18 protein-coding genes are annotated in these 19,195 nt (G+C 58.4%); 9 read left to right on the top strand and 9 right to left on the bottom strand.

Features of this window, described 5'->3' with window-relative positions; genetic code table 11:
• Positions 1-61: 61 nt before the first annotated feature.
• From dnaK to Q1A59_RS15675, 4 genes are all read right to left on the bottom strand, one after another.
• The gene (dnaK, locus tag Q1A59_RS15690) at positions 62-1,903 is read right to left on the bottom strand and encodes a molecular chaperone DnaK (protein ID WP_298400602.1); all 1,842 of its coding nucleotides are present in this window, start codon (positions 1,901-1,903) and stop codon (positions 62-64) included.
• A gap of 150 nt (positions 1,904-2,053) precedes the next feature.
• The gene (gene grpE / locus Q1A59_RS15685; RefSeq protein WP_298400600.1) at positions 2,054-2,629 is read right to left on the bottom strand and encodes a nucleotide exchange factor GrpE; all 576 of its coding nucleotides are present in this window, start codon (positions 2,627-2,629) and stop codon (positions 2,054-2,056) included.
• 33 nt (positions 2,630-2,662) lie between these two features.
• Positions 2,663-3,793, bottom strand: a complete 1,131-nt coding sequence (hrcA, locus tag Q1A59_RS15680) for a heat-inducible transcriptional repressor HrcA (protein WP_298400598.1) — start codon at positions 3,791-3,793, stop codon at positions 2,663-2,665.
• Between the two features lie 136 nt (positions 3,794-3,929).
• Positions 3,930-4,487 (bottom strand): DUF2064 domain-containing protein, encoded by a 558-nt coding sequence (locus Q1A59_RS15675; protein ID WP_298400596.1) that lies wholly within the window; start codon positions 4,485-4,487, stop codon positions 3,930-3,932.
• A gap of 240 nt (positions 4,488-4,727) precedes the next feature.
• On the opposite strand from Q1A59_RS15675, the gene nifJ reads away from it, so the two are divergent.
• From nifJ to Q1A59_RS15635, 8 genes are all read left to right on the top strand, one after another.
• The gene (gene nifJ / locus Q1A59_RS15670; protein ID WP_298400594.1) at positions 4,728-8,306 is read left to right on the top strand and encodes a pyruvate:ferredoxin (flavodoxin) oxidoreductase; all 3,579 of its coding nucleotides are present in this window, start codon (positions 4,728-4,730) and stop codon (positions 8,304-8,306) included.
• Positions 8,303-9,370 carry a dihydroorotate dehydrogenase-like protein gene (locus Q1A59_RS15665; protein WP_298400592.1) on the top strand — a complete coding sequence of 356 codons (1,068 nt, stop codon included), beginning with the start codon at positions 8,303-8,305 and terminating at the stop codon, positions 9,368-9,370. The genes nifJ and Q1A59_RS15665 overlap by 4 nt, the downstream gene beginning before the upstream one ends.
• A gap of 660 nt (positions 9,371-10,030) precedes the next feature.
• Positions 10,031-10,441 (top strand): cupredoxin domain-containing protein, encoded by a 411-nt coding sequence (locus Q1A59_RS15660; protein WP_298400590.1) that lies wholly within the window; start codon positions 10,031-10,033, stop codon positions 10,439-10,441.
• Positions 10,442-10,739: 298 nt separating this feature from the next.
• Positions 10,740-11,282: a TetR/AcrR family transcriptional regulator gene (locus tag Q1A59_RS15655; protein ID WP_298482249.1), complete on the top strand. Its 543-nt coding sequence runs from the start codon at positions 10,740-10,742 to the stop codon at positions 11,280-11,282.
• 92 nt (positions 11,283-11,374) lie between these two features.
• A complete protein-coding gene (locus tag Q1A59_RS15650; protein WP_299645216.1) occupies positions 11,375-11,509 on the top strand; it encodes a hypothetical protein in 135 nt (44 codons plus the stop codon).
• 237 nt (positions 11,510-11,746) lie between these two features.
• Positions 11,747-12,079, top strand: a complete 333-nt coding sequence (locus Q1A59_RS15645; RefSeq protein ID WP_298490461.1) for a M20/M25/M40 family metallo-hydrolase — start codon at positions 11,747-11,749, stop codon at positions 12,077-12,079.
• Positions 12,080-12,127: 48 nt separating this feature from the next.
• The gene (locus Q1A59_RS15640) at positions 12,128-12,586 is read left to right on the top strand and encodes a peptidase dimerization domain-containing protein (RefSeq protein ID WP_299645215.1); all 459 of its coding nucleotides are present in this window, start codon (positions 12,128-12,130) and stop codon (positions 12,584-12,586) included.
• Complete coding sequence (locus Q1A59_RS15635; RefSeq protein WP_298490457.1) at positions 12,496-12,966, top strand: M20/M25/M40 family metallo-hydrolase; 471 nt, start codon at positions 12,496-12,498, stop codon at positions 12,964-12,966. Before Q1A59_RS15640 ends, Q1A59_RS15635 begins: the two co-directional genes overlap by 91 nt.
• On the opposite strand, the gene Q1A59_RS15630 is transcribed toward Q1A59_RS15635, so the two are convergent.
• The 5 genes from Q1A59_RS15630 to pufB form a co-directional block, all read right to left on the bottom strand.
• Positions 12,858-14,144: a geranylgeranyl diphosphate reductase gene (locus Q1A59_RS15630; RefSeq protein ID WP_298400579.1), complete on the bottom strand. Its 1,287-nt coding sequence runs from the start codon at positions 14,142-14,144 to the stop codon at positions 12,858-12,860. The two genes, Q1A59_RS15635 and Q1A59_RS15630, sit on opposite strands and share 109 nt — an antisense overlap.
• 30 nt (positions 14,145-14,174) lie before the next feature.
• The gene (chlG, locus tag Q1A59_RS15625) at positions 14,175-15,107 is read right to left on the bottom strand and encodes a chlorophyll synthase ChlG (protein WP_298400577.1); all 933 of its coding nucleotides are present in this window, start codon (positions 15,105-15,107) and stop codon (positions 14,175-14,177) included.
• 170 nt (positions 15,108-15,277) lie between these two features.
• The gene (puf2C, locus tag Q1A59_RS15620; protein ID WP_298400575.1) at positions 15,278-16,522 is read right to left on the bottom strand and encodes a cytochrome c-554 Puf2C; all 1,245 of its coding nucleotides are present in this window, start codon (positions 16,520-16,522) and stop codon (positions 15,278-15,280) included.
• A gap of 251 nt (positions 16,523-16,773) precedes the next feature.
• Complete coding sequence (gene pufA, locus Q1A59_RS15615) at positions 16,774-16,944, bottom strand: light-harvesting protein (RefSeq protein ID WP_015941356.1); 171 nt, start codon at positions 16,942-16,944, stop codon at positions 16,774-16,776.
• Between the two features lie 32 nt (positions 16,945-16,976).
• A complete protein-coding gene (gene pufB, locus Q1A59_RS15610; protein WP_298400567.1) occupies positions 16,977-17,138 on the bottom strand; it encodes a light-harvesting antenna LH1, beta subunit in 162 nt (53 codons plus the stop codon).
• A gap of 304 nt (positions 17,139-17,442) precedes the next feature.
• On the opposite strand from pufB, the gene Q1A59_RS15605 reads away from it, so the two are divergent.
• Positions 17,443-19,191: an ABC transporter ATP-binding protein gene (locus tag Q1A59_RS15605; RefSeq protein ID WP_298400565.1), complete on the top strand. Its 1,749-nt coding sequence runs from the start codon at positions 17,443-17,445 to the stop codon at positions 19,189-19,191.
• Positions 19,192-19,195: the final 4 nt, after the last annotated feature.

Raw genomic sequence — 19,195 nt, 5'->3', positions numbered from 1 at the left:
GGTTTCCTCGTTACGCACGCTGCCGGCCGGTATCCCGATGCGTACCGGCCCGCCATCGGACCTACTCTTCGACCTTTTCGCCATCAACGACGCCGGCAGCGCCATTGGGTGCGGCGGCTGTCACATGTTGCAATGCAACCGCCAATTCAGCAATCCGATTGCGAATCACCTGCTCGTCGTCGTCAGCGAGCACGCTGCGCAGGGCCGTCGCCTTCTCTTCCACATTGCTGCGGAGCGTCGGGTCAAGATTTTCGCCAGCTTCACGCAGCGCTTTTTCGGCAGCGTACAACACGCTGTCGGCCTGATTGCGGGCTGCGATCAACGCGCGCCGCTGGCGATCTTCCTCGGCGTGCAGCTCGGCGTCGCGCACCATCTGCGCGATCTCGTCTTGCGAGAGGCCCGACGAAGCGGTAATCGTGATGCGCTGTTCTTTGCCGGTGGCCTTATCGCGCGCGCTCACGCTCACGATGCCATTAGCGTCAATATCGAACGTTACCTCAATTTGCGGCACACCGCGCGGCGCCGGTGGAATGCCCGCTAGCTCGAAGCGGCCAAGGCTCTTGTTGTAGCGCGCTTCGGCCCGCTCACCCTGCAAGACGTGAATCTCGACGCTGCTCTGATTATCGCTAGCGGTCGAAAAGACTTGGCTCTTGCGGGTGGGAATGGTGGTATTGCGCTCGATAATCGGCGTCATCACGCCGCCGAGCGTCTCGATGCCGAGCGTCAACGGCGTCACATCGAGCAGCAACACATCCTTCACCTCGCCGCCAAGCACGCCGGCTTGGATGGCCGCCCCAATTGCGACCACCTCGTCGGGGTTGACGCTGCGGTTCGGTTCTTTGCCAAAGAAGTTGCGTACCGCCGCCTGAATGGCCGGCATCCGAGTTTGGCCGCCAACCAGAATAATCTCATCGATCTGGCTCGGTTGGAGACCGGCATCGCGCAGGGCTTGCCGCACCGGCCCCATACTGCGCTCGATCAAATCGGCGCAGAGCTGTTCGAGCTTAGCGCGGGTCAGCGTTGCACTGAGATGCTTGGGGCCGCTGGAATCGGCAGTGATGAAGGGCAAACTAATCTCAGTCTGCATCAGCGAGCTGAGCTCCATCTTTGCCTTCTCAGCCGCCTCTTTCAAGCGTTGCAGGGCTACCCGATCATCACGCAGATCAATGCCATATTCTTTCTTGAATTCCTCAGCCAGCCAATCGATAATTCGCTGATCGAAATCATCACCGCCGAGATGGGTGTCGCCGCTGGTCGCTTTAACCTCGACCACCCCTTCGCTCAGCTCAAGAATGCTGACATCAAAGGTGCCGCCACCCATATCATAGACGACCACCAATTCATCTTTGCCCTTCTTGTCAAGGCCGTAGGCCAGCGCGCTGGCAGTCGGCTCATTGACGATGCGCAACACTTCAAGGCCGGCGATCTTGCCGGCATCTTTGGTGGCCTGCCGTTGGCTATCGTTAAAATAGGCCGGCACCGTAATCACTGCCTGCGTGACCGGCTCGCCCAGATAGGCTTCAGCATCAGCCTTGAGCTTTTGCAGCACCATCGCCGAAATCTCCGGCGGGGCATACTCGCGGCCTGCCATCAGTACCCGCACATCACCATTCGGCGCTGCGGTGAGCTGGTACGGTACCAGATCTTTATCGCGCTGCACTGACGGCTCGGTGAATTTGCGCCCGATAAAGCGCTTGACCGAGAAGACCGTGTTTTCGGGGTTGGTGACGGCTTGCCGGCGAGCAACTTGGCCGACCACCCGTTCGCCCGACTTCGTGATCGCCACCACCGAGGGGGTGAGGCGCGCGCCTTCGGCGTTGGGGATAACCACCACATCGCCGCCTTCGACGACTGCCACCACTGAGTTGGTTGTGCCTAAATCAATCCCAATAACCTTCGGCATGAAAGAACCTTTACAATATGCGATGACACAGGCCGTTATCGTGATTCTCGTTATGGCATAGGGAGCGGCGAGTTTTAACCCCGCTGGTACGGATGGGTGTACGGGCGGGGTTCAACCCCGCCCGTATGGAGGTACCGCCTTATACCGCTATCATCCGCGTCCGACCTTGACCATACTAGGCCGGATCACGCGATCGTGCAGCAGGTAGCCGCGCTGCAATTCGGCGATCACCTTGCCCTCTTGCCCTTCCGCCTCTTCGTAAATGACAGCCTCGTGCAGATTGGGGTCAAAATCTTGCCCCAACGCCTCGATCGGCTTCACGCCTTCGCTTTCGAGGATAGTACGCAACTTCTGGGCAATCAGTTGCGTCCCCTGCCACCACGGCGTGCTGGCGATCTCAGGTGGAATGTTGGCAATGGCGCGCTCGAAATCATCGAGCACCGGCAGCAGTTTAAGAATCAGCGCCGCGCCGGCGTTGCGGATCAGTTCGGCGCGTTCGGTGTCGGTGCGGCGCTTGAAATTGCGATAATCGGCCACCGCCCGCATCCACTGATCCTTATATTCAGCCGCCTGCGCCTCAGCCTGTGCCAATCGGTTTTGCAGATCGGCAATCACCGCTGCCGGATCGTCCGGCGTCTCGACGGTAGCCGTATCTGGCGTCGTCGCAGCGGCGTCATCGCCGGTCGTGGTGGTTGTGTCGGGTTTGACTTCTTCCGGGTTCGACATAGCTTCCTCGTTCATAGACAATATATTATGATATTATGCGTGCTGATCATCTTGAGGATCGGTCTCGACCTCAGAGGGGCGCGCATTGACGTTATAGAGTTCGGCCAACAAATTGCTCATCAGTGACGCGATATAGCGTACAGTCGAGATCGAGCGCGGATAGGCCATCCGGGTAGGGCCAATCACGCCAAGCACACCGGCAATCGCACCCTCGACGCCATAGCGAGCAAGGATCACGCTATAGTCGCGCATCGCATCTTCGCCATGCTCGCCGCCGATAATCACCTGCACGCCACCCGAAGCGAGCGCCTGCGGGATTAGCGGGCTTAGACCGCGCCCACTCTTCAAGATTTCTAGAGTGCGGCGCATCCGTTCAATCGCGCGTTCAGCGTCATCGCGCCCGCTTGCCGGCAAAAATTCCGGTTGGCTGAGCATTTCGAGCAAGCCATCAGAATAGATTTGCTCTTGCGCTTGCTCTTCAAACGCCTGCATGGCCCGCACTACCAGATCGACCAGCCCGCGCTCGAAATCGCTGAGCGGGACGCCGTTAAGGGTTGCTGTCGCCGCGAGCTCTTCGGCCCGGCTCAGGGTCGTGTCAGCCAATAGATCGCTCACGATGCCGGCGGCGCGGCGCAGATCCTCTGGCGTGCGGCCCGGCTCGATCGGCAGCGTCTGCTGCTTGACGATTCCGCTGTGGAAGACCATCACCGCCAACACCATCGTCTCGTGGATCGCGATCAGCTCAAGGCTCTTGAAGCGGAGCTGCTCGGCGCGCGGCGCGGTTGCCACCGAGGCGTTGTGCGCGGTGCGCGCCAACACTGCGCAGGCCAGTTGTACCCACTGATCCAGCTCGCCGCGCACTTGGTAAAATTGGTGGCGAATCATACGCTGCTCGGCGGGCGACAGCGACGTGCGCTCCATGAGATTTTCGACGAAAAAGCGATAGCCGGCATCGGTCGGGATCCGCCCGCCCGACGTGTGCGGGTGGGTGAGAAAGCCCAACTCTTCGAGCGCAGCCATATCGTTGCGCACCGTCGCTGGCGAGACGGGCAGACGATATTTGCGCACTAACGTCTCGGATGCGACCGGCGTGGCCGTGTCAACAAACTCTTGGATGACCAGCTTGAGAATCGTCTGCCGGCGTTCGGTCAGAGGTCCGCTCATCGCTGTGTCCTGCCTCGCTGGTCGATGGTTAGCACTCGTGAGGCGAGAGTGCTAAGGCTTCTAACGTAAAAGGTTGGCGTGCATCTGATGCACGCCGATAAAGAGTATACCATAAGTTATGGCTGTTGTCACCCCCCTATGCCCCCCACTCCCGCGCCAACGAACCCTCGTTATCGCCGAGCAGATGGCGGGTGGCTGGCGCATACCAAGCCGGCATCGTGCGTAACGCGATCGCGAGCGTCGCCAGATCAGTTGGGTGGACGATCCGGAACCAGAGCGGCAATTGTATGATGCGCACGCCGCGTTGGTGTATCTGTTCAATCCACGGTAGCAACCCGCCTTCGCTGAGCGGGATGTGGGTCGCTAGGCTCGCTTGGCGCAGGCCCAAGATGTACCAACTGCCCCGATCGCATGGCCCGACCACCACATCATATCCGCGCTCGAGCAAGGTAAACGTATCGCGGATCCGCGTTTCTGGGATGTGCGGTGTGTCGCCGCTGATGACGATGAATGGCCCATCGATGGTCTCGGCGGTGATGTGGATAGTTGATGTGACAATGGCGACAGCGCCGGTGATGCGCATCACTAATGCCTGTGTATCGGCCAGAAACGCGCTTGACCACCAACTCGCTTCAACGCCGAATGTCTCCCGCAGAGCGGCGGTGCGCTCGAGGATCAGGGTTGTGCGCTGCATGCGCTACTCCATTTGTGTAGTACGCGAAATCGCACCTATTATAGAACGTCGTATCGTTCTGAACGACAGAAACGGTGCCCTAAAGTTAAAAATTCGATGAATCTTTTCCGGTCGGAATGGTCTCAGAATGAAGCAATTATCACTGAAGGTTGCCTGAGTTTCATCTGAAGCGTTGCCGCTCTGCTTCTATACTGAATGGAGCAGGCAGTGTTTTTCCTGCATACAGCCAAGGAGGCAGCAATGGGATCACGGCGTGTAACGCTTGATGGCAATGAAGCGGTTGCTAACGTTGCCTATCAACTGAGTGAAGTGATAGCGATCTATCCGATTACCCCTTCGACTCCAATGGGCGAGCAGGCCGATGCAATGGCCGCCGCCGGCAAGACCAATCTGTGGGGAGTCGTGCCAACCGTATATGAGATGCAGTCAGAAGGCGGCGCTGCCGGCGCGTTGCACGGCGCGATGCAGACGGGTGCACTGATCACAACCTTCACCGCCTCGCAGGGGCTGCTCTTGATGATCCCCAACCTGTTTAAGATGGCCGCCGAGTTGACTCCCGGCGTGTTTCATGTCGCCGCTCGCGCTATTGCCACGCAGGCGCTGTCGATTTTTGGCGATCAATCGGATGTGATGGCAGCCCGGATGACCGGCGTTGGCATGCTGGCCTCGGCGTCGGTGCAGGAGGCGCAGGATTTGGCCCTGATCGCGCATGCGAGCTCGTTGGCCGGCAAGTTGCCAGTGATTCACTTCTTCGACGGCTTCCGCACGTCGCACGAGGTGAACTCGATTACGTTGCTCGAAGAAGCGGAAATCCGGGCGATGATCAAAGATGAGTGGGTGCATGAGCAACGCGCCCATGCCCTCTCGCCCGAACATCCGGTCTTGCGTGGTTCAGCTCAGAATCCCGATGTCGCGTTTCAGGCCCGCGAGCGCATCCAGCCCATTATCAATGCCTTCCCCAGCGTGGTGCAAACCCAGATGGATCGCTTCGCCGAAATCACCGGTCGCCGTTATCACCTGTTTGACTACTTCGGCGCCCCCGATGCCGAGCGGGTGATCGTGGTGATGGGTTCGGGCGGTGAAACTGCTCGCGAGACCGCCTTCTATCTCAACCAGCAGGGCGAGAAGGTGGGTGTGGTGCAGGTGCGTCTCTTCCGGCCCTTTGCTGCTGAGGCCTTCCGCGCCGTGTTGCCGCCGACTGTGAAGGCGATTGCCGTGCTCGACCGTACCAAAGAACCCGGCGCTTCCGGCGAGCCGCTCTTGCTTGATGTGGTGTATGCGCTGCGTGGGCAGCCGATCACGATAATCGGTGGACGTTACGGGTTGTCGTCGAAGGAGTTTACGCCGGGGATGGCAGCCGCCGTCTTCGCCGAGCTGGCCAAAGAGCAGCCCAAAGAGCGGTTTACCGTGGGTATCAACGACGATGTGACCCATAGCAGTCTCAGCTACGATCCCGACCTCTGCATCGATCCTCCCGGTACGGTGCGTTGTGTCTTCTGGGGACTCGGCGCTGATGGCACTGTCGGTGCGAATAAGAATAGCATCAAAATTATCGGCGATAGCAGCGAAGGCGAGGCCGAACGCTATGCCCAAGGCTACTTCGTCTACGACTCGAAGAAGTCAGGATCGGTGACGATCTCGCACCTACGTTTTGGTCCCTCGCCGCTGGCGACGCCATACCTGATCGGCAAGGGTCAAGCTCAGTTCGTCGCTTGCCATCATTTCAGTTTCCTCGAGCGGTTTGATGTGTTGCAATACGCTGCACCCAATGGCGTCTTTTTGCTCAATAGCCCCTACGGCCCTGATCAGGTCTGGCATCAGTTGCCGACCGTCGTGCAACGCAAGATCCGCGAACTCAATCTGCGCTTCTATGTGATCGACGCGACCGCAGTAGCGAATGAAGTCGGCATGCGTGGGCGCATTAATACAGTGATGCAGACCTGCTTCTTCGCGATCAGCGGTGTGCTGCCGCGCGAAGACGCGATTGCGGCCATCAAGCAGTCGATCAAGAAGACGTATGGCCGTCGCGGCGAGGCGGTCGTCAAGCAAAACTGGGCCGCCGTTGATCGCACCCTCGACCGGCTCTACGAGGTGCCAATCCCGCCACCAAGCGAAGACAACGGCTTGCCGATGCGCCCGCCAGTTTCGTCCAATGCGCCGGAGTTTGTGCGTGACGTGCTTGGCATGATGATCGCCGGTCGCGGCGATGAGCTGCCGGTGAGCGCCATCCCGATCGATGGCTCCTTCCCCACCGGTACGACCAAGTGGGAGAAGCGCAATATTGCGCTTGAGATACCGGTCTGGGATCCGAATATCTGCATCCAGTGCAACAAGTGCGTCTTCGTTTGTCCGCACGCGACCATTCGAGCGAAAGTGTATCCCGAAGAGGCGCTGGCTGGCGCTCCCGAAGGTTTCCAGAGCGCACCAGCTCGCTTCAAAGAGTTTCCCGGTCAGCGCTATACGTTGCAAGTCGCGCCTGAAGATTGCACCGGCTGTGGTCTCTGTGTCGAGGCGTGCCCGGTCAAAGATAAACGCGCGGTGGGGCGCAAGGCGATCAATATGCAGCCGCAACCGCCCATTCGCGCTCGCGAAGCCGCTTACTGGGATTTCTTCCTCAGCCTGCCTGATGTCGATCGCACCCTCATTCCGGCGGGCAGCGTCAAGCACACCCAGTTGTTCGTGCCGTTGATGGAATTCTCCGGCGCGTGCGCCGGCTGCGGCGAGACACCCTACCTCAAGTTGCTCAGCCAGCTCTTTGGCGACCGGGCGATTATCGCGAACGCCACCGGTTGTTCGTCGATCTACGGTGGAAACTTGCCGACTACACCGTGGACGGTCAATGCCGATGGACGTGGGCCGGCGTGGTGTAACTCGCTGTTTGAGGATAACGCTGAGTTTGGTCTTGGTATGCGGCTCAGCATTGACCAGCAGCTTGAACATGCCCGTATGCTGCTCAACCGGCTGCGCCCCACTCTTGGCGCCGAGTTTGTTGAAGACCTGCTCCGCGCCGATCAGCATACCGAAGCCGGTATCCGCGAGCAGCGCGAGCGGGTGGCGATCCTCAAACAGCGCCTGCGTGAGCTGCTGGCCGATAACCTGCCCGAAGCGGCTCAGATGCGCGACCTGTTGGCGCTGGCCGATGTCCTCATCAAACGCAGCATCTGGATCGTTGGTGGCGACGGCTGGGCCTACGACATCGGTTTCGGCGGTCTCGACCACGTATTTGCTTCTGGCCGCGATGTCAATATTCTCGTGCTCGATACCGAGGTCTATTCCAATACCGGCGGGCAGGCCAGCAAATCAACGCCAACTGGCGCAGTGGCTAAGTTTGCCGCCAGCGGTAAAGGCGGGGTCAAGAAAGATTTGGCCCAGATTGCAATGACTTATGGCGATGTCTACGTAGCGCGGGTTGCGTTTGGCGCTGACGATGTGCAAACCTTGCGCGCCTTCCAAGAGGCCGAAGCCTATCCCGGCGTTTCGCTGATCATTGCCTACAGCCACTGCATTGCCCATGGCTACGACCTGCGCCGCGGGCTTGAACAGCAGCGGTTGGCGGTTGAATCGGGCATTTGGCCGCTCTACCGCTACAACCCGGCAATTCATGAAGGTTCGCCGCTGACCATCGACTCGAAGGCCCCTAGCATCGATCCCGAAATCTATGTGCGCGGCGAGGGTCGCTTCCAGATGCTGCAACAAGCCAACCCGGCCCGCTACGAGCAATTGCTCAATAGCTTGCGCCGGCAAGTGGCGCTGAAGTGGGCGCATCTGCAATGGATGGCCAATGAGCTGGCTGTCGAGACGAAGGAGGGGCTGCGATGATCGATCTGAGTACCACGTATCTGGGGATGCGGCTCCGATCGCCGCTGGTCGCTGCCGCATCACCTGTTAGCCGTGATGTCGAGTTGGCTCGCCAGCTCGAAGAGGCCGGGTTGGGCGCGATCGTGATGTATTCGCTCTTTGAAGAGCAGATCATTCACAACAGTCTCGAACTCGATCGGATGCTCAGCCATGGGGCCGAGAGTTTCGCCGAGGCGCTCAGCTACTTACCCGAACACGGTGTGTACAGTGTTGGTCCTGAACGCTATCTCGAGCAGGTCGTGGCCTTGAAGAAGGCGCTGAGCATTCCGGTGATCGGGAGCCTCAATGGCGTTTCGGTAGGTGGCTGGGTGCATTACGCGCGTCTCATCCAAGAGGCCGGGGCTGATGCTCTCGAACTGAATATCTATTTTTTGCCGATTGACACCAACATCACCAGCTCCGAACTCGAAAACATCTACATCGAGCTGGTGCGCGCGGTGCGCGCCGAGATCAGCATCCCGCTGGCGGTGAAGATTGGTCCCTACTTCACCGCCCTCCCCAATTTTGCGTGGCGCTTGATGGAGGCCGGCGCGAATGCACTGGTGCTGTTCAACCGCTTTTACCAGCCTGATCTTGACCTTGAACAGCTCTCGGTGCGGCCCAATCTGCAACTGAGCACGTCAGGCGATCTACGCTTGCCCTTGCGCTGGATTGCGCTGCTCTACGGGCGCATTCCGGTCGAGTTCGCTATTAGCAGCGGCGTGCATAGCGCTATCGATGCCCTCAAAGGATTGATGGCGGGGGCGAGCGTAGCCACCATGGCCTCGGCGTTGCTGCGCGGGCGCGCCCCTGATATTGTGCGCAACGTGCTGCGCGATATAGAGTTGTGGCTGACCGAACACGAATACGAGTCGATCGAGCAGTTGCGCGGTAGTATGAGCCAGCGCGCGGTCGCCGAACCGGCAGCTTTCGAGCGGGCGAACTACATCCGCGTGCTGGAAGATTACCGGCCACCCTACGCCATCGGTAGCCATAACGATCTGACCGGTCGGATGTTGTACCCCTTCCTTGGTGATGAGGTATGACGTTGCGCTGATCCGATAAGAGGGGCAGGGCGCGACGCCCCGGATAAACTCCGTGGCGTTGCGCTCTTCGCGTTGAATTCTGTCATTGTGTGCCCCCGCTCCCCCGCTGTCATGCTTCGCTACGAGGGCAGCGCGCAGCCCTGCCCTGTAGCGAGGCAATCTCCCGCGAGGATGGGGTATATCCGCACAGCGACCCATTCCCCTGAAGAGGGAGATCGCTGCGGTCGAGTGCTCCTCAGCGCGGCTGGGGGCCGCCGCTTCCTCGCAATGACAGACGGACGCGCGCCCTGTTGCTGGCCGGTGGTTACGATATGAAATCATTTTGATATATTCAGATATTTGTATATTCAGATAACACTTGACAATCGAAATGGATTGATGTATATTCACTATATCGGTTCCTGATGAGGAAAACCAAATATGCTGTGTAGGGAATGAGGGGCAACCATTCCTAAGCGATGAAGGATGATGTTCTTTCATCGAATTTTGCATGCGATTCACCCCAGTCGCTACCTAGCAAGGAGGGACAGGATCACTGTGCGGTGAGGAATATCTATGCCCTCGCTAAATTGATCACGGGTTTCAAAGGTCGGATTGACGATTGCCGTAACCTCCACAATTGACGCCAATGATTGGCATCGTTTTCTCAAGGAGAGGACAATGAACAAAGTCGGGCTGGTGTTACTCGCGTTAGTGCTCGCGATGATTTCGCTGACCGCTTGTGGCCGTCGCCAAGCGCCGGCAACGGTGATCGATGTTGTTATGACCGATTATAAGTATGAACCAAACACCTTCATTATTCCGCCGGGGAAAGAGATTACTCTCAACATTACTAATAAAGGTGCAATAGAGCATGAATTTGTAATTATGAAATATGGTACAAACGTTGGCGAGAATTTTGGTGATGAAGATGAAGAAAATATCTATTGGGAAATTGAAGTGAAACCCGGTGAAACGACAACGGTTACGTTCACCGCACCTGAACAGATCGGCCAATATCAATTTCTCTGCGGCATCGAAGGCCACTTTACCGCCGGGATGTCGGGTACGTTGCAAGTGGCGCAACCGTAAATCTCAGTCGTAAGTGAGCGTAAACCACAGGCGTATAGCGCTGCTGTACGCCTGTGGCATTTCTCAGGTATCGCCTCTTGACGCGCCCCTGCCTGCTCTTCATACTAACATCATTCCATCGAACGATTGATGACATGGCGCAACGCAATGGTGCGGAAGCAACGAACGAACGCTCACGCTGGCATGCTGTCATCGCCGGATGAGCGCCTGTTGCGGGAGGCGTGGTTGGGCTAGCGTGACGTAGTGTGGTCTTGCGTTATCGTTTATCCTGCCCGGAGATGCTCAGCAATGGCAGACGTTGAACCCAATTGAGAGCAGCGCCGGGCGGATGATGGCTGCGGCGACCGCGCTGCTTGCCGGTGATGGTTATCATTGCATCTCGATGCGAACACTAGCAACTGCCACCAGTCGCTCGGTCGTGCCAATTCATAGTCATTGCGGTAGTACATTCGATCGGTATCGCGCCGTCTTGGGTCGCTTGGTCAAGCGCGAACACGTGTTCATCATTGATGCCCTCGTCGATCTGTCCTTGCCCTACCTTGAATTGCGCCGTTTTTGGTTACAGCGGTGGCTGCAACAAGACGACTCGTTGGCGACGATTGAGGTTGAGGTTTCGCTGCCGCTCTCTACGCTGGCGCTCGATCTGTGGCAACGAGCGCAGACTGCCAGCGCGATCGCGCCGGCTGTTCCCAATCTTCGCCTCATCATCCACAGCCTTACGTGGATCCTCTCCGGCTATGTTATCGGTGGCCCGCTCGATCCAGCCGGAATCCGGCTCGATCTCGCTGATCCGGCCCGCGTGGCTGCCTTTAAGCAGTTGTTGCCTCTGTATGCGCAATAGCCACGTTGGGTTGAATAGGCGATGGCCAGCACGACGCTCGCCTCACCGGCTACGGCGAATTGGTCTGCTCCTTGGGCGGGTATGGTGAGCTGGTGCGCCAGCTTGATCAGCTCGCTCCCACCCTCTGCCGCGTCTTCGCGAGCGAGTTGCTGGCGATCATCAACGTGATTAACGCTCCCAGCCAACCGAGCAGTATTGTTGAGTACCTGAGAGGAGAAGCACAGTGACCGCGTTACCTGCCGCTCTCGCCTATCTCGCCGAACACCGTGCTCGCCAACGTTGAGGCGCTGTGCGCATTCCTCAGCATTCCCAGCGTGAGCCTAGATCCGGCTCATCAGGCCGATATAGTGCAGGCCGCCGAATAGCTAGCCGCCTATCTCCGCCAGATTGGCATGCGCTACACTGAGATCATAGCTGAGGGTGGTCTACCCACTGTCTACGGCGAATGACTTGGCGCTGAGGCGGTGCCAACTCTGCTCATCTACGGCCATTACGACGTTCAGCCCGCCGATCCTCTCGCCGAATGGCGCACGCCGCCTTTCACCCCAATCATCATCGGCGATGACCTCTACGTCCGCAGCGCCTCTGACAATAAAGGGCAGGTGATGGCCGTGATGGCCGCGCTCGTAGCGTGGTTGCAAACGAGTGGCCGGTTGCCGGTCAACGTTAAGCTGCTCATCGAAGGCGAAGAGGAAGTTTCCAGCACCGCGCTCCACCACTTTGTCGTTGCGGCTGCCGGGCGGCTGCATTGTGATGCCGTTCTGTTCGTCGACTCGATGATGCTCAGCCCGCAATAGCCGCTCATTCTTTACGGCACGCGCGGCAACTGCTATCTCGAAGTGACCATGCGCAGACTGGCGACCGATCTCCATTCGGGTACCTTTGGCGGGGTGGTAGACAATCCATTCAATGTACTGGTGCGCCTACTGACTGCTCTGCAAGACGGTGACACGGGGCGCGTGTTAGTGTCCGGCTTTTACCACAACGTTCGTGAGGTTGATGACGCCGAATGCGCATTGATCACCCAACTGCCGGTGAGCGAGCAGGCATGGCTGGCGTTGACCGGCACGCCGGCATTGTCTGGCGAGACCGAATGTGCCGTGCTCGAACGGGCCAGCATCCGCCCGACGCTCGACATTCACGGCATTGGCGGCGGCTTTACCGGGCCGGGGAAGAAGACGGTGATCCAGCCCAAGCGACAGCCAAGCTCTCAATGCGACTGGTTCCCCTGCAAGCCCCGCATGAGATTGCCGAACTCGTGCATGCGTTTTTGCAGCGGCTCGCGCCACCGAGCGTCACGTTAAGCGTTGAAGTGCTGAGCACCTCGCATCCGGTGCTGGTTGATTATCGCCACCCCGCTGTACAAGCCGCTTCAGATGCCTTCACCGCCGCCTTTGACAATCCGGCAACGTTTACCATTGACGGTGGCACCTTGCCGATTGCGGCGACATTTCAGACATACCTGTGCGCGCCGTTAATCATCACCGGTTTTGGCCTACCCGACGACAACCTGCACGCGCCCAATGAAAAAATCGCGCTACCTTGCCTGTTCGGCGGTAGCGAGATGGTAGCGCGCTATTTGGCTGAATTGGCCGCTATCGCCTCGTCAGCCGCCATGGCCCGTGCCTTTTCAACCACCATCAAACCGAGCTGTTCGCGTAACGGTGTGCGTGGGCGGACATAATTGCGCACCTCGCTGGCAATAATCTCGGCGGTCATGCGCAACTGGGCCAGCCACGGCGCCGGGGCCATCTTCTTGTGCATATAGCTGTCGAAGGTGAGTCGTTGCACATCGTAATTGCGGCACATTTCGGTAAAGACCTCCATCTGCCGCTCGTTGCCATAGCCCCAGATCTGCAAAAAGCGCAGGAAGCGGTACATCGTGCCGTACTGCTTCCACCAGCGCCGTTCGTAGTGGCGCAAATTGGCCGCGCTCGGCACATCGAGATACTCGGCCAGCGTTTGCGCCGCCATCTGCCCGCTCTTCATTGCCCAATAGATGCCTTCACCAGAGGTATGCACCACTAGTCCGGCCGCGTCGCCAATCAGCATTGCCCGGTCAAAAGCCATATGTGGGCGCGGTTCCATCGGCAGGGCGTGGGCCTCGCGCAGAATCACCTGCCCGCCATCGAGGGCCGGGCCCAGCCGCCGTTTGAGATTGGCCAGCAACTGCTTGGCTGCTGAGCCGTGGCCGGGGCCAGCGCCAATGCCGACTGCGATGTGGTCGCGTTTGGGGAAGGCCCATGCGTACAGGTCGGGGCTGACTTCGCGGCCAAGGTACAGGTCAGCCGTCTCTTCCCAGCGCGCCATCTTGTCGGGCGGCAACTTAATTCGCTCTTGCATTGCCACTGCCCGCGGCAAGTTGGGCAGGCCAAGGAATTTAGCCGTTGGCGAGTACGCGCCGTCGGCCCCGATCACGACGTCGGCCCACACCGAACCCTCGTGGCCCGTTGGGGTACGGTACGTCGCCTCTACCCCGCGCCGGTCAACCCGCAAACCGGTCAACTGGGCGTGGATCAGTTCAGCGCCGCGTTCTTGGGCGCGCTGGCGCAAAAAGCTATCGAACACCTCGCGCCGCACCATCGCGACATAATCATCGTCACTCGGAACCGTCCCCGCCACCGGCACGTGAGTCTCTTGACCAGAGGGGGATACAATCAGACACTGGCGCACCTTGCGGTCGATCAAGCTGGTTGGTAAATCAAATTCGTGAAAGGCTGCCGGCGGCACTGCGCCGCCGCATGGTTTAGCCTTCACCAACTCCTTCTCGATCATGATGGTTTCAATACCGAACGACCGCAGCGTAATTGCTGCGGTCGCTCCGCCGACCGATGCGCCAACGACGAGAACTCGTGGTGCCATCAACATCACACTTCTAGGGGCTTACGCCCATCACGCCGCCAGACCGATCGCCGCCGCCAACATGCCCCAGACGTAGAGCATAATCGCGGTGGCGTTGAAAAAGACCTCATTGTTTTCGGGATCACGGATAAAGCGCGCGTTCGGAATGCTTTGTGCCGCCAGCAAGATCAAGACCACGGTAGCTGCCACCGGGTGACCCCAATGGTAGAGCAACCCAATCACCGCGATCTGGGCTACGCCCATCGTCGTCACCACCATGCGCGCCGCCATCACCTTGCCATACTGCACCGGAATCGAGCGGATACCCATCAGGGTATCGCCTTTGATGCTCTTGAAATCATTGACTGTCATAATCCCGTGCGCGCCGAGCGAATAGAGCAGCGCAATCGTTACGCTCTCACCGGTCAGCGGAGCAAACGCGGCATGCCCAGCCATCCATGCTAACCCTTCGTATGAGATCGCCACCAGTGCGTTCCCGATCCAGCCATTTCGCTTGCCGCGCACCGGGCGCAGGCTATAGGCCAGCGCAAAGATCAAGCCGAGAGCGACAAAGAACGCCACGTTCCGGCCAAGGAAGAGCGCAATGCTTGCCCCGATCCACGTCAAGATGGCAGTCAGAATATAGACATGGCGCAGCGAGACTTTGCCCGAGGGGATCAACCGGTGTGGCTCGTTAATCGCATCGACCTCGCGGTCGGCATAATCATTCACGACCTGCGACAAGCCACACAACACCGGCCCAGCCATAAACATACCGAGCAGCAAGCGCCCGATCGACTCGTTCCATCCGAGCGCGCCGCTCGCAATCGCGCCGCACATAAACGCCCACGTCGGTGCAAACCACGTGACCGGCTTCATTAATTGGATGGAACGGGTGAACCACGCATAGCGCGGTTGGGGCTGATCAGTTAGTGGCAGCGACGGTGGAGGATTCAATCCGGTGCGGTCGCTCATGTCGCTCATAACGAGTGCTCTCTAGTTCAGAAGCCGCGGCTAGCGATGTCGATCACCAATACCGTAGCTTGCATACCAGCAGTAGCCAGCATGCGCAACTTGTGCGCCGTTGCGTCTTCGCGTCAACCCATCGCAAAGTAGGATCGCCGGGAGCTTACCAATGCCCCCGGCACATACTGTCAACGTCCGCGGATCTGCGGTGGCAAAATCACCACGCCAGCATCGTTGTTGGGAATGTCTGCTTGATTGATCGAGGCCAGCGGAATACTGTTGCCGCGGTGGCAGGTATAGCAGCCGGGCACATTGTAAACCTGCCCGTCGCCAAGCCGTTGGTACGAATAGCGGCTGGCAGCGTCGCGGCCAGTTGGCACTTCCGGCTTGCCGATCGCGCCATACTTCGTCCAATTTTCAGCCAGCCATGTGGTCAGCAACAGCATGCGCTGCGCCTTCAACTTGTTGTAAGCGTAGGCCGGATTAAGCACATTATCGCCGGCCGGATTCAGCTCATAGGCAACAAAGTTGCGCGAATTGTGGCAGAAGGTACAACCGACTCCGAGCGACCAAGATTGATAATTCATCACGTTCTGGTTGATCGTCACCTGATCCTGCGTTCGGCCGCCATCGTAGGTCAACGCCAGCGATCCTCGTCCGCTGTCGGGAACTGCCGGATCGAACGGTTTCCAGACCTGATAGTTATAGATGTAGTAAAGAACCGCATCCTTGAGCAGCACCTGATCACGGATGGCTTCCGGTTTGAGCGCGGGATCAAGGATCGCTTGGCCGTTTGCATCGAGCGGATCAACCGTTACCTTAATCGGTGGAACCGAATTGATAAACTGTGCGCCAAAGCTCTCAAGATTGTTGGGTGCATTGTTATGGCAGGTGGCGCACTGCACGTAGTTGCCCTTCCAGTTGGGCAAATTGACAATAAACTCGGCGTTGACATCACGAACGAGCCGCAGCATGTTGCGCGCTGCTATCTTTTGAGGATACTCATCGCTAGCAAAGTTGTTAATGTTGTGGCAATATTGGCAGCCTACACCAAGCGCGCCAGATACATACTGTTGCATGTACGTCCAGATCTGCGCTGAACTCATGCCGACCAGCACCTGTACGTTTACGGTGTTAGGATACTGCTGGACCCAAGCTTGGCCAGCTTGTACACCTTCCGTCCATGCTTGCTGGCCCAACCAATTCTGCCGCCCATCGGTGGGGGTAACTGGTTGCGATTCTGTGATTACCTTAATGCCGTCGCTCGGACTCCAGCGTACGCCCGCTAATTGTGCCGCTACCCGTTGTGCGCGGCCCAATGTCAGATCGTAGACCCACCAGAAGGTGGCTGTGGTAATGACTGCAACAATAATTCCCACCGCCACCGAGACAACGATCGCCAATTGCCGATCACTTGGTCGTGACGATTGCATGGGTCTCTCCTGCTCCAGATCGGCTGCCCGACGATGCCGGCGCCGATGCAAACGTGAGATCGCGGCGGAAGGGCTACGCCGCCTGTCACTTCGTGCCTGATCTTAAGTATACACGAATTGGTTCAGAAGGTCAATTTTTTATCTATGTGCAAAAAAAGCGTAGATTCCTTGCTGCTTACGAACAACAACCGCCAGCAGCGTCTCTGCTGGCGGTTGCCGTCTCACGCGAGCCGTGGCCGGCCCGCCATCGATCAGATCCCGAACAGCGCACGCGCTGTGCTCAGCAACAGAGCGCCGCCTGAATCCGACAGCCAGTTGTACTCTGGGCTGCTCAGCACGATGAAGTGAATGAGCAACGCTACCACAAAACCGAGAATGGTGAAAATGACGATATTCGTCCGCACCGGGCTGCGAGGCTGCATGAATTGTTCCTCCTCACACTATAGGCCATTGCTTAGGGGAGCCACGGCTTCCACAGATAGACCAGCAAGTGCGCGACCACCGCGATGGCGCCGAAGCCGTAGAACGACTTCACCACGATGTCATGCAACAGCCAGTCTTGGTTGTTGAACAGAGAACGCCATTTCGGTGGAACCAGATCGTCATCGTCGCGCATGGGCGAACCTCCACTTTTCTGCTACCAACACGACTTCCTTTGACACCCGGCCAGTCTTCCACAACGCTTCCGCTCTCCTCTGCGCCCCTCAGCGGCGTTTGGTGAAGACCATGCATCAGTGGTGTGTTGCTTAAATTATATAGAAGTCAACGAAAAATGTCAATCCGTTGCTTTTAAGAAAAAAGACAATTGTAGGTTGCGATTTGCGTGGCGTAGCGCAACTCGCTTCCACCTTGCGACTGACGACACCCGGTTGGCAATCTTTTATACTGCAAGGGCGATATTTGCTTTGTCAGGAGTTGCTATGACTCATCTGCGCCTGCTGTTTCCTTATCTGCGCCGTTACCGCCGCCGGCTGCTGCTCGGCGGGCTGGTTGCCGCGCTCGGCGCAGCGGTAAGCGCGCTTGCTCCGCTTGTCTTGCGCATAGCGGTGGATAGTGTCGCCAGTGGCCATCTCTCCTCGCAGCAGTTGCTTTGGTTCGGCGGTGCGTTGATTGGTCTGGCTGTTGTCGATGGAGTGATGAAATTCGCCCAACGGATGTTGATTGCCGTCACTTCGTACTACATCGAGAACGATCTGCGCGCCGATCTGTTTGACCGCTTGCTCAGTCTTGATCAGGCGTTTTACCATCAGCACTACACTGGCGATTTGATGGCTCGTATGACCAACGATCTCAGCGCCGTGCGCCAGTTTCTCGGCCCCGGCCTCAATGGCGCGGCGACGGCGTTGCTGACCTTTCTGGCCGCGGCGGTGCTGATGCTGGTTGTCCAACCATTGCTAGCGTTGATTGTTATCTTGCTGTTGCCGATCGCGACTGTTGTCTTTGTCGCGATTGGCAGCCGTATGCGCCAGATCTTTCACCGGGTGCAAGATCAGTTTGGGGTGCTGTCAACCCGCGCCCAAGAGAATTTTGCCGGCATTCGCACGATTAAAGCCTTTGCCCAAGAAGAGGCTGAAGTTGCCGTCTTTACTGCCGATAACGAACGGTACCGCGATCTTAATCTGCGCTATGTGCTGCTCTCTGGCCTGTTGTGGCCGGCAATGACCCTTTGCCTTGGCCTGATTGCCGCGCTGATCTTGTTGGTGGGCGGGCGGATGGTGGCTGCCGGGACGTTGACGATCGGCGAGTTGGTGCAGTTTAATGCCTATTTGGCGCTGCTGGCCTTCCCGATGATCATTCTGGGTTGGATGGTCAATCTGTCGCAGCAGGCGATCGCCTCGCTCGAACGGCTCGGTGAGGTGTTACGTCGCCAACCGACGATTGCGTCGCCTCCTGCGCCGCGCCAGCCCGCCGGTCATGGCGCGATCGAGTTCCGCAAGGTGGGCATTCGCGCCGATCACTCCGCCGATCGCTGGTTATTGCGCGATCTGTCGTTTACCGTGCCTGCCGGCAAAACGCTGGCCATCGTCGGCGCGACCGGTGCCGGCAAGACGACGCTGGTACATCTGCTAGGCCGGGTACGGGATCCAGATGTGGGTCAGGTGTTGGTTGATGGTGTTGATGTGCGTGAGTTGGATCTGGCCGCTTTGCGCCGCATGATTGGTTATGTGCCACAAGAGAGTTTTCTGTTCAGCATCCCACTGCGCGAGAATGTTGGCTTCGGCGTCGAGACGATCGATCCTGCCCGGCTGGAACACGTGATTACCGTGTCGCGCCTTGTAAACGATCTCGACCAGTTTCCCGGCGGCTTGGAGACGATGGTTGGTGAACGTGGCGTGACGTTGTCGGGTGGCCAAAAGCAGCGGGTAGCGATTGCCCGTGCTCTGATGCGCGATCCGCGTATTCTCATTCTTGACGATGCGCTGAGCAGTGTCGATACCCATACTGCGGCCCAAATTCTGGCCGATTTGCGCGCCGAGATGGCCGGACGCACCACCATTATCATCGCCCAACGGATCGCCACCGTGCGCGACGCCGATCAGATTATTGTGCTCGATGAGGGCCGGATTGTTGAACAGGGTTCGCATCAGGCGTTGTTGGCGCTGAACGGTCGCTACGCCGCAATGTATCGCCGTGAGTTGCTCGCCGCTGAACTCGAACGCGAAGAGTAGGGAT

The sequence above is a fragment of the uncultured Chloroflexus sp. genome, from assembly GCF_937951745.1.
Classification (GTDB): Bacteria; Chloroflexota; Chloroflexia; order Chloroflexales; family Chloroflexaceae; genus Chloroflexus.
The sequence above is the reverse complement of the archived record's forward strand: the minus strand, read 5'-3'. Positions and strand labels throughout refer to the sequence as shown.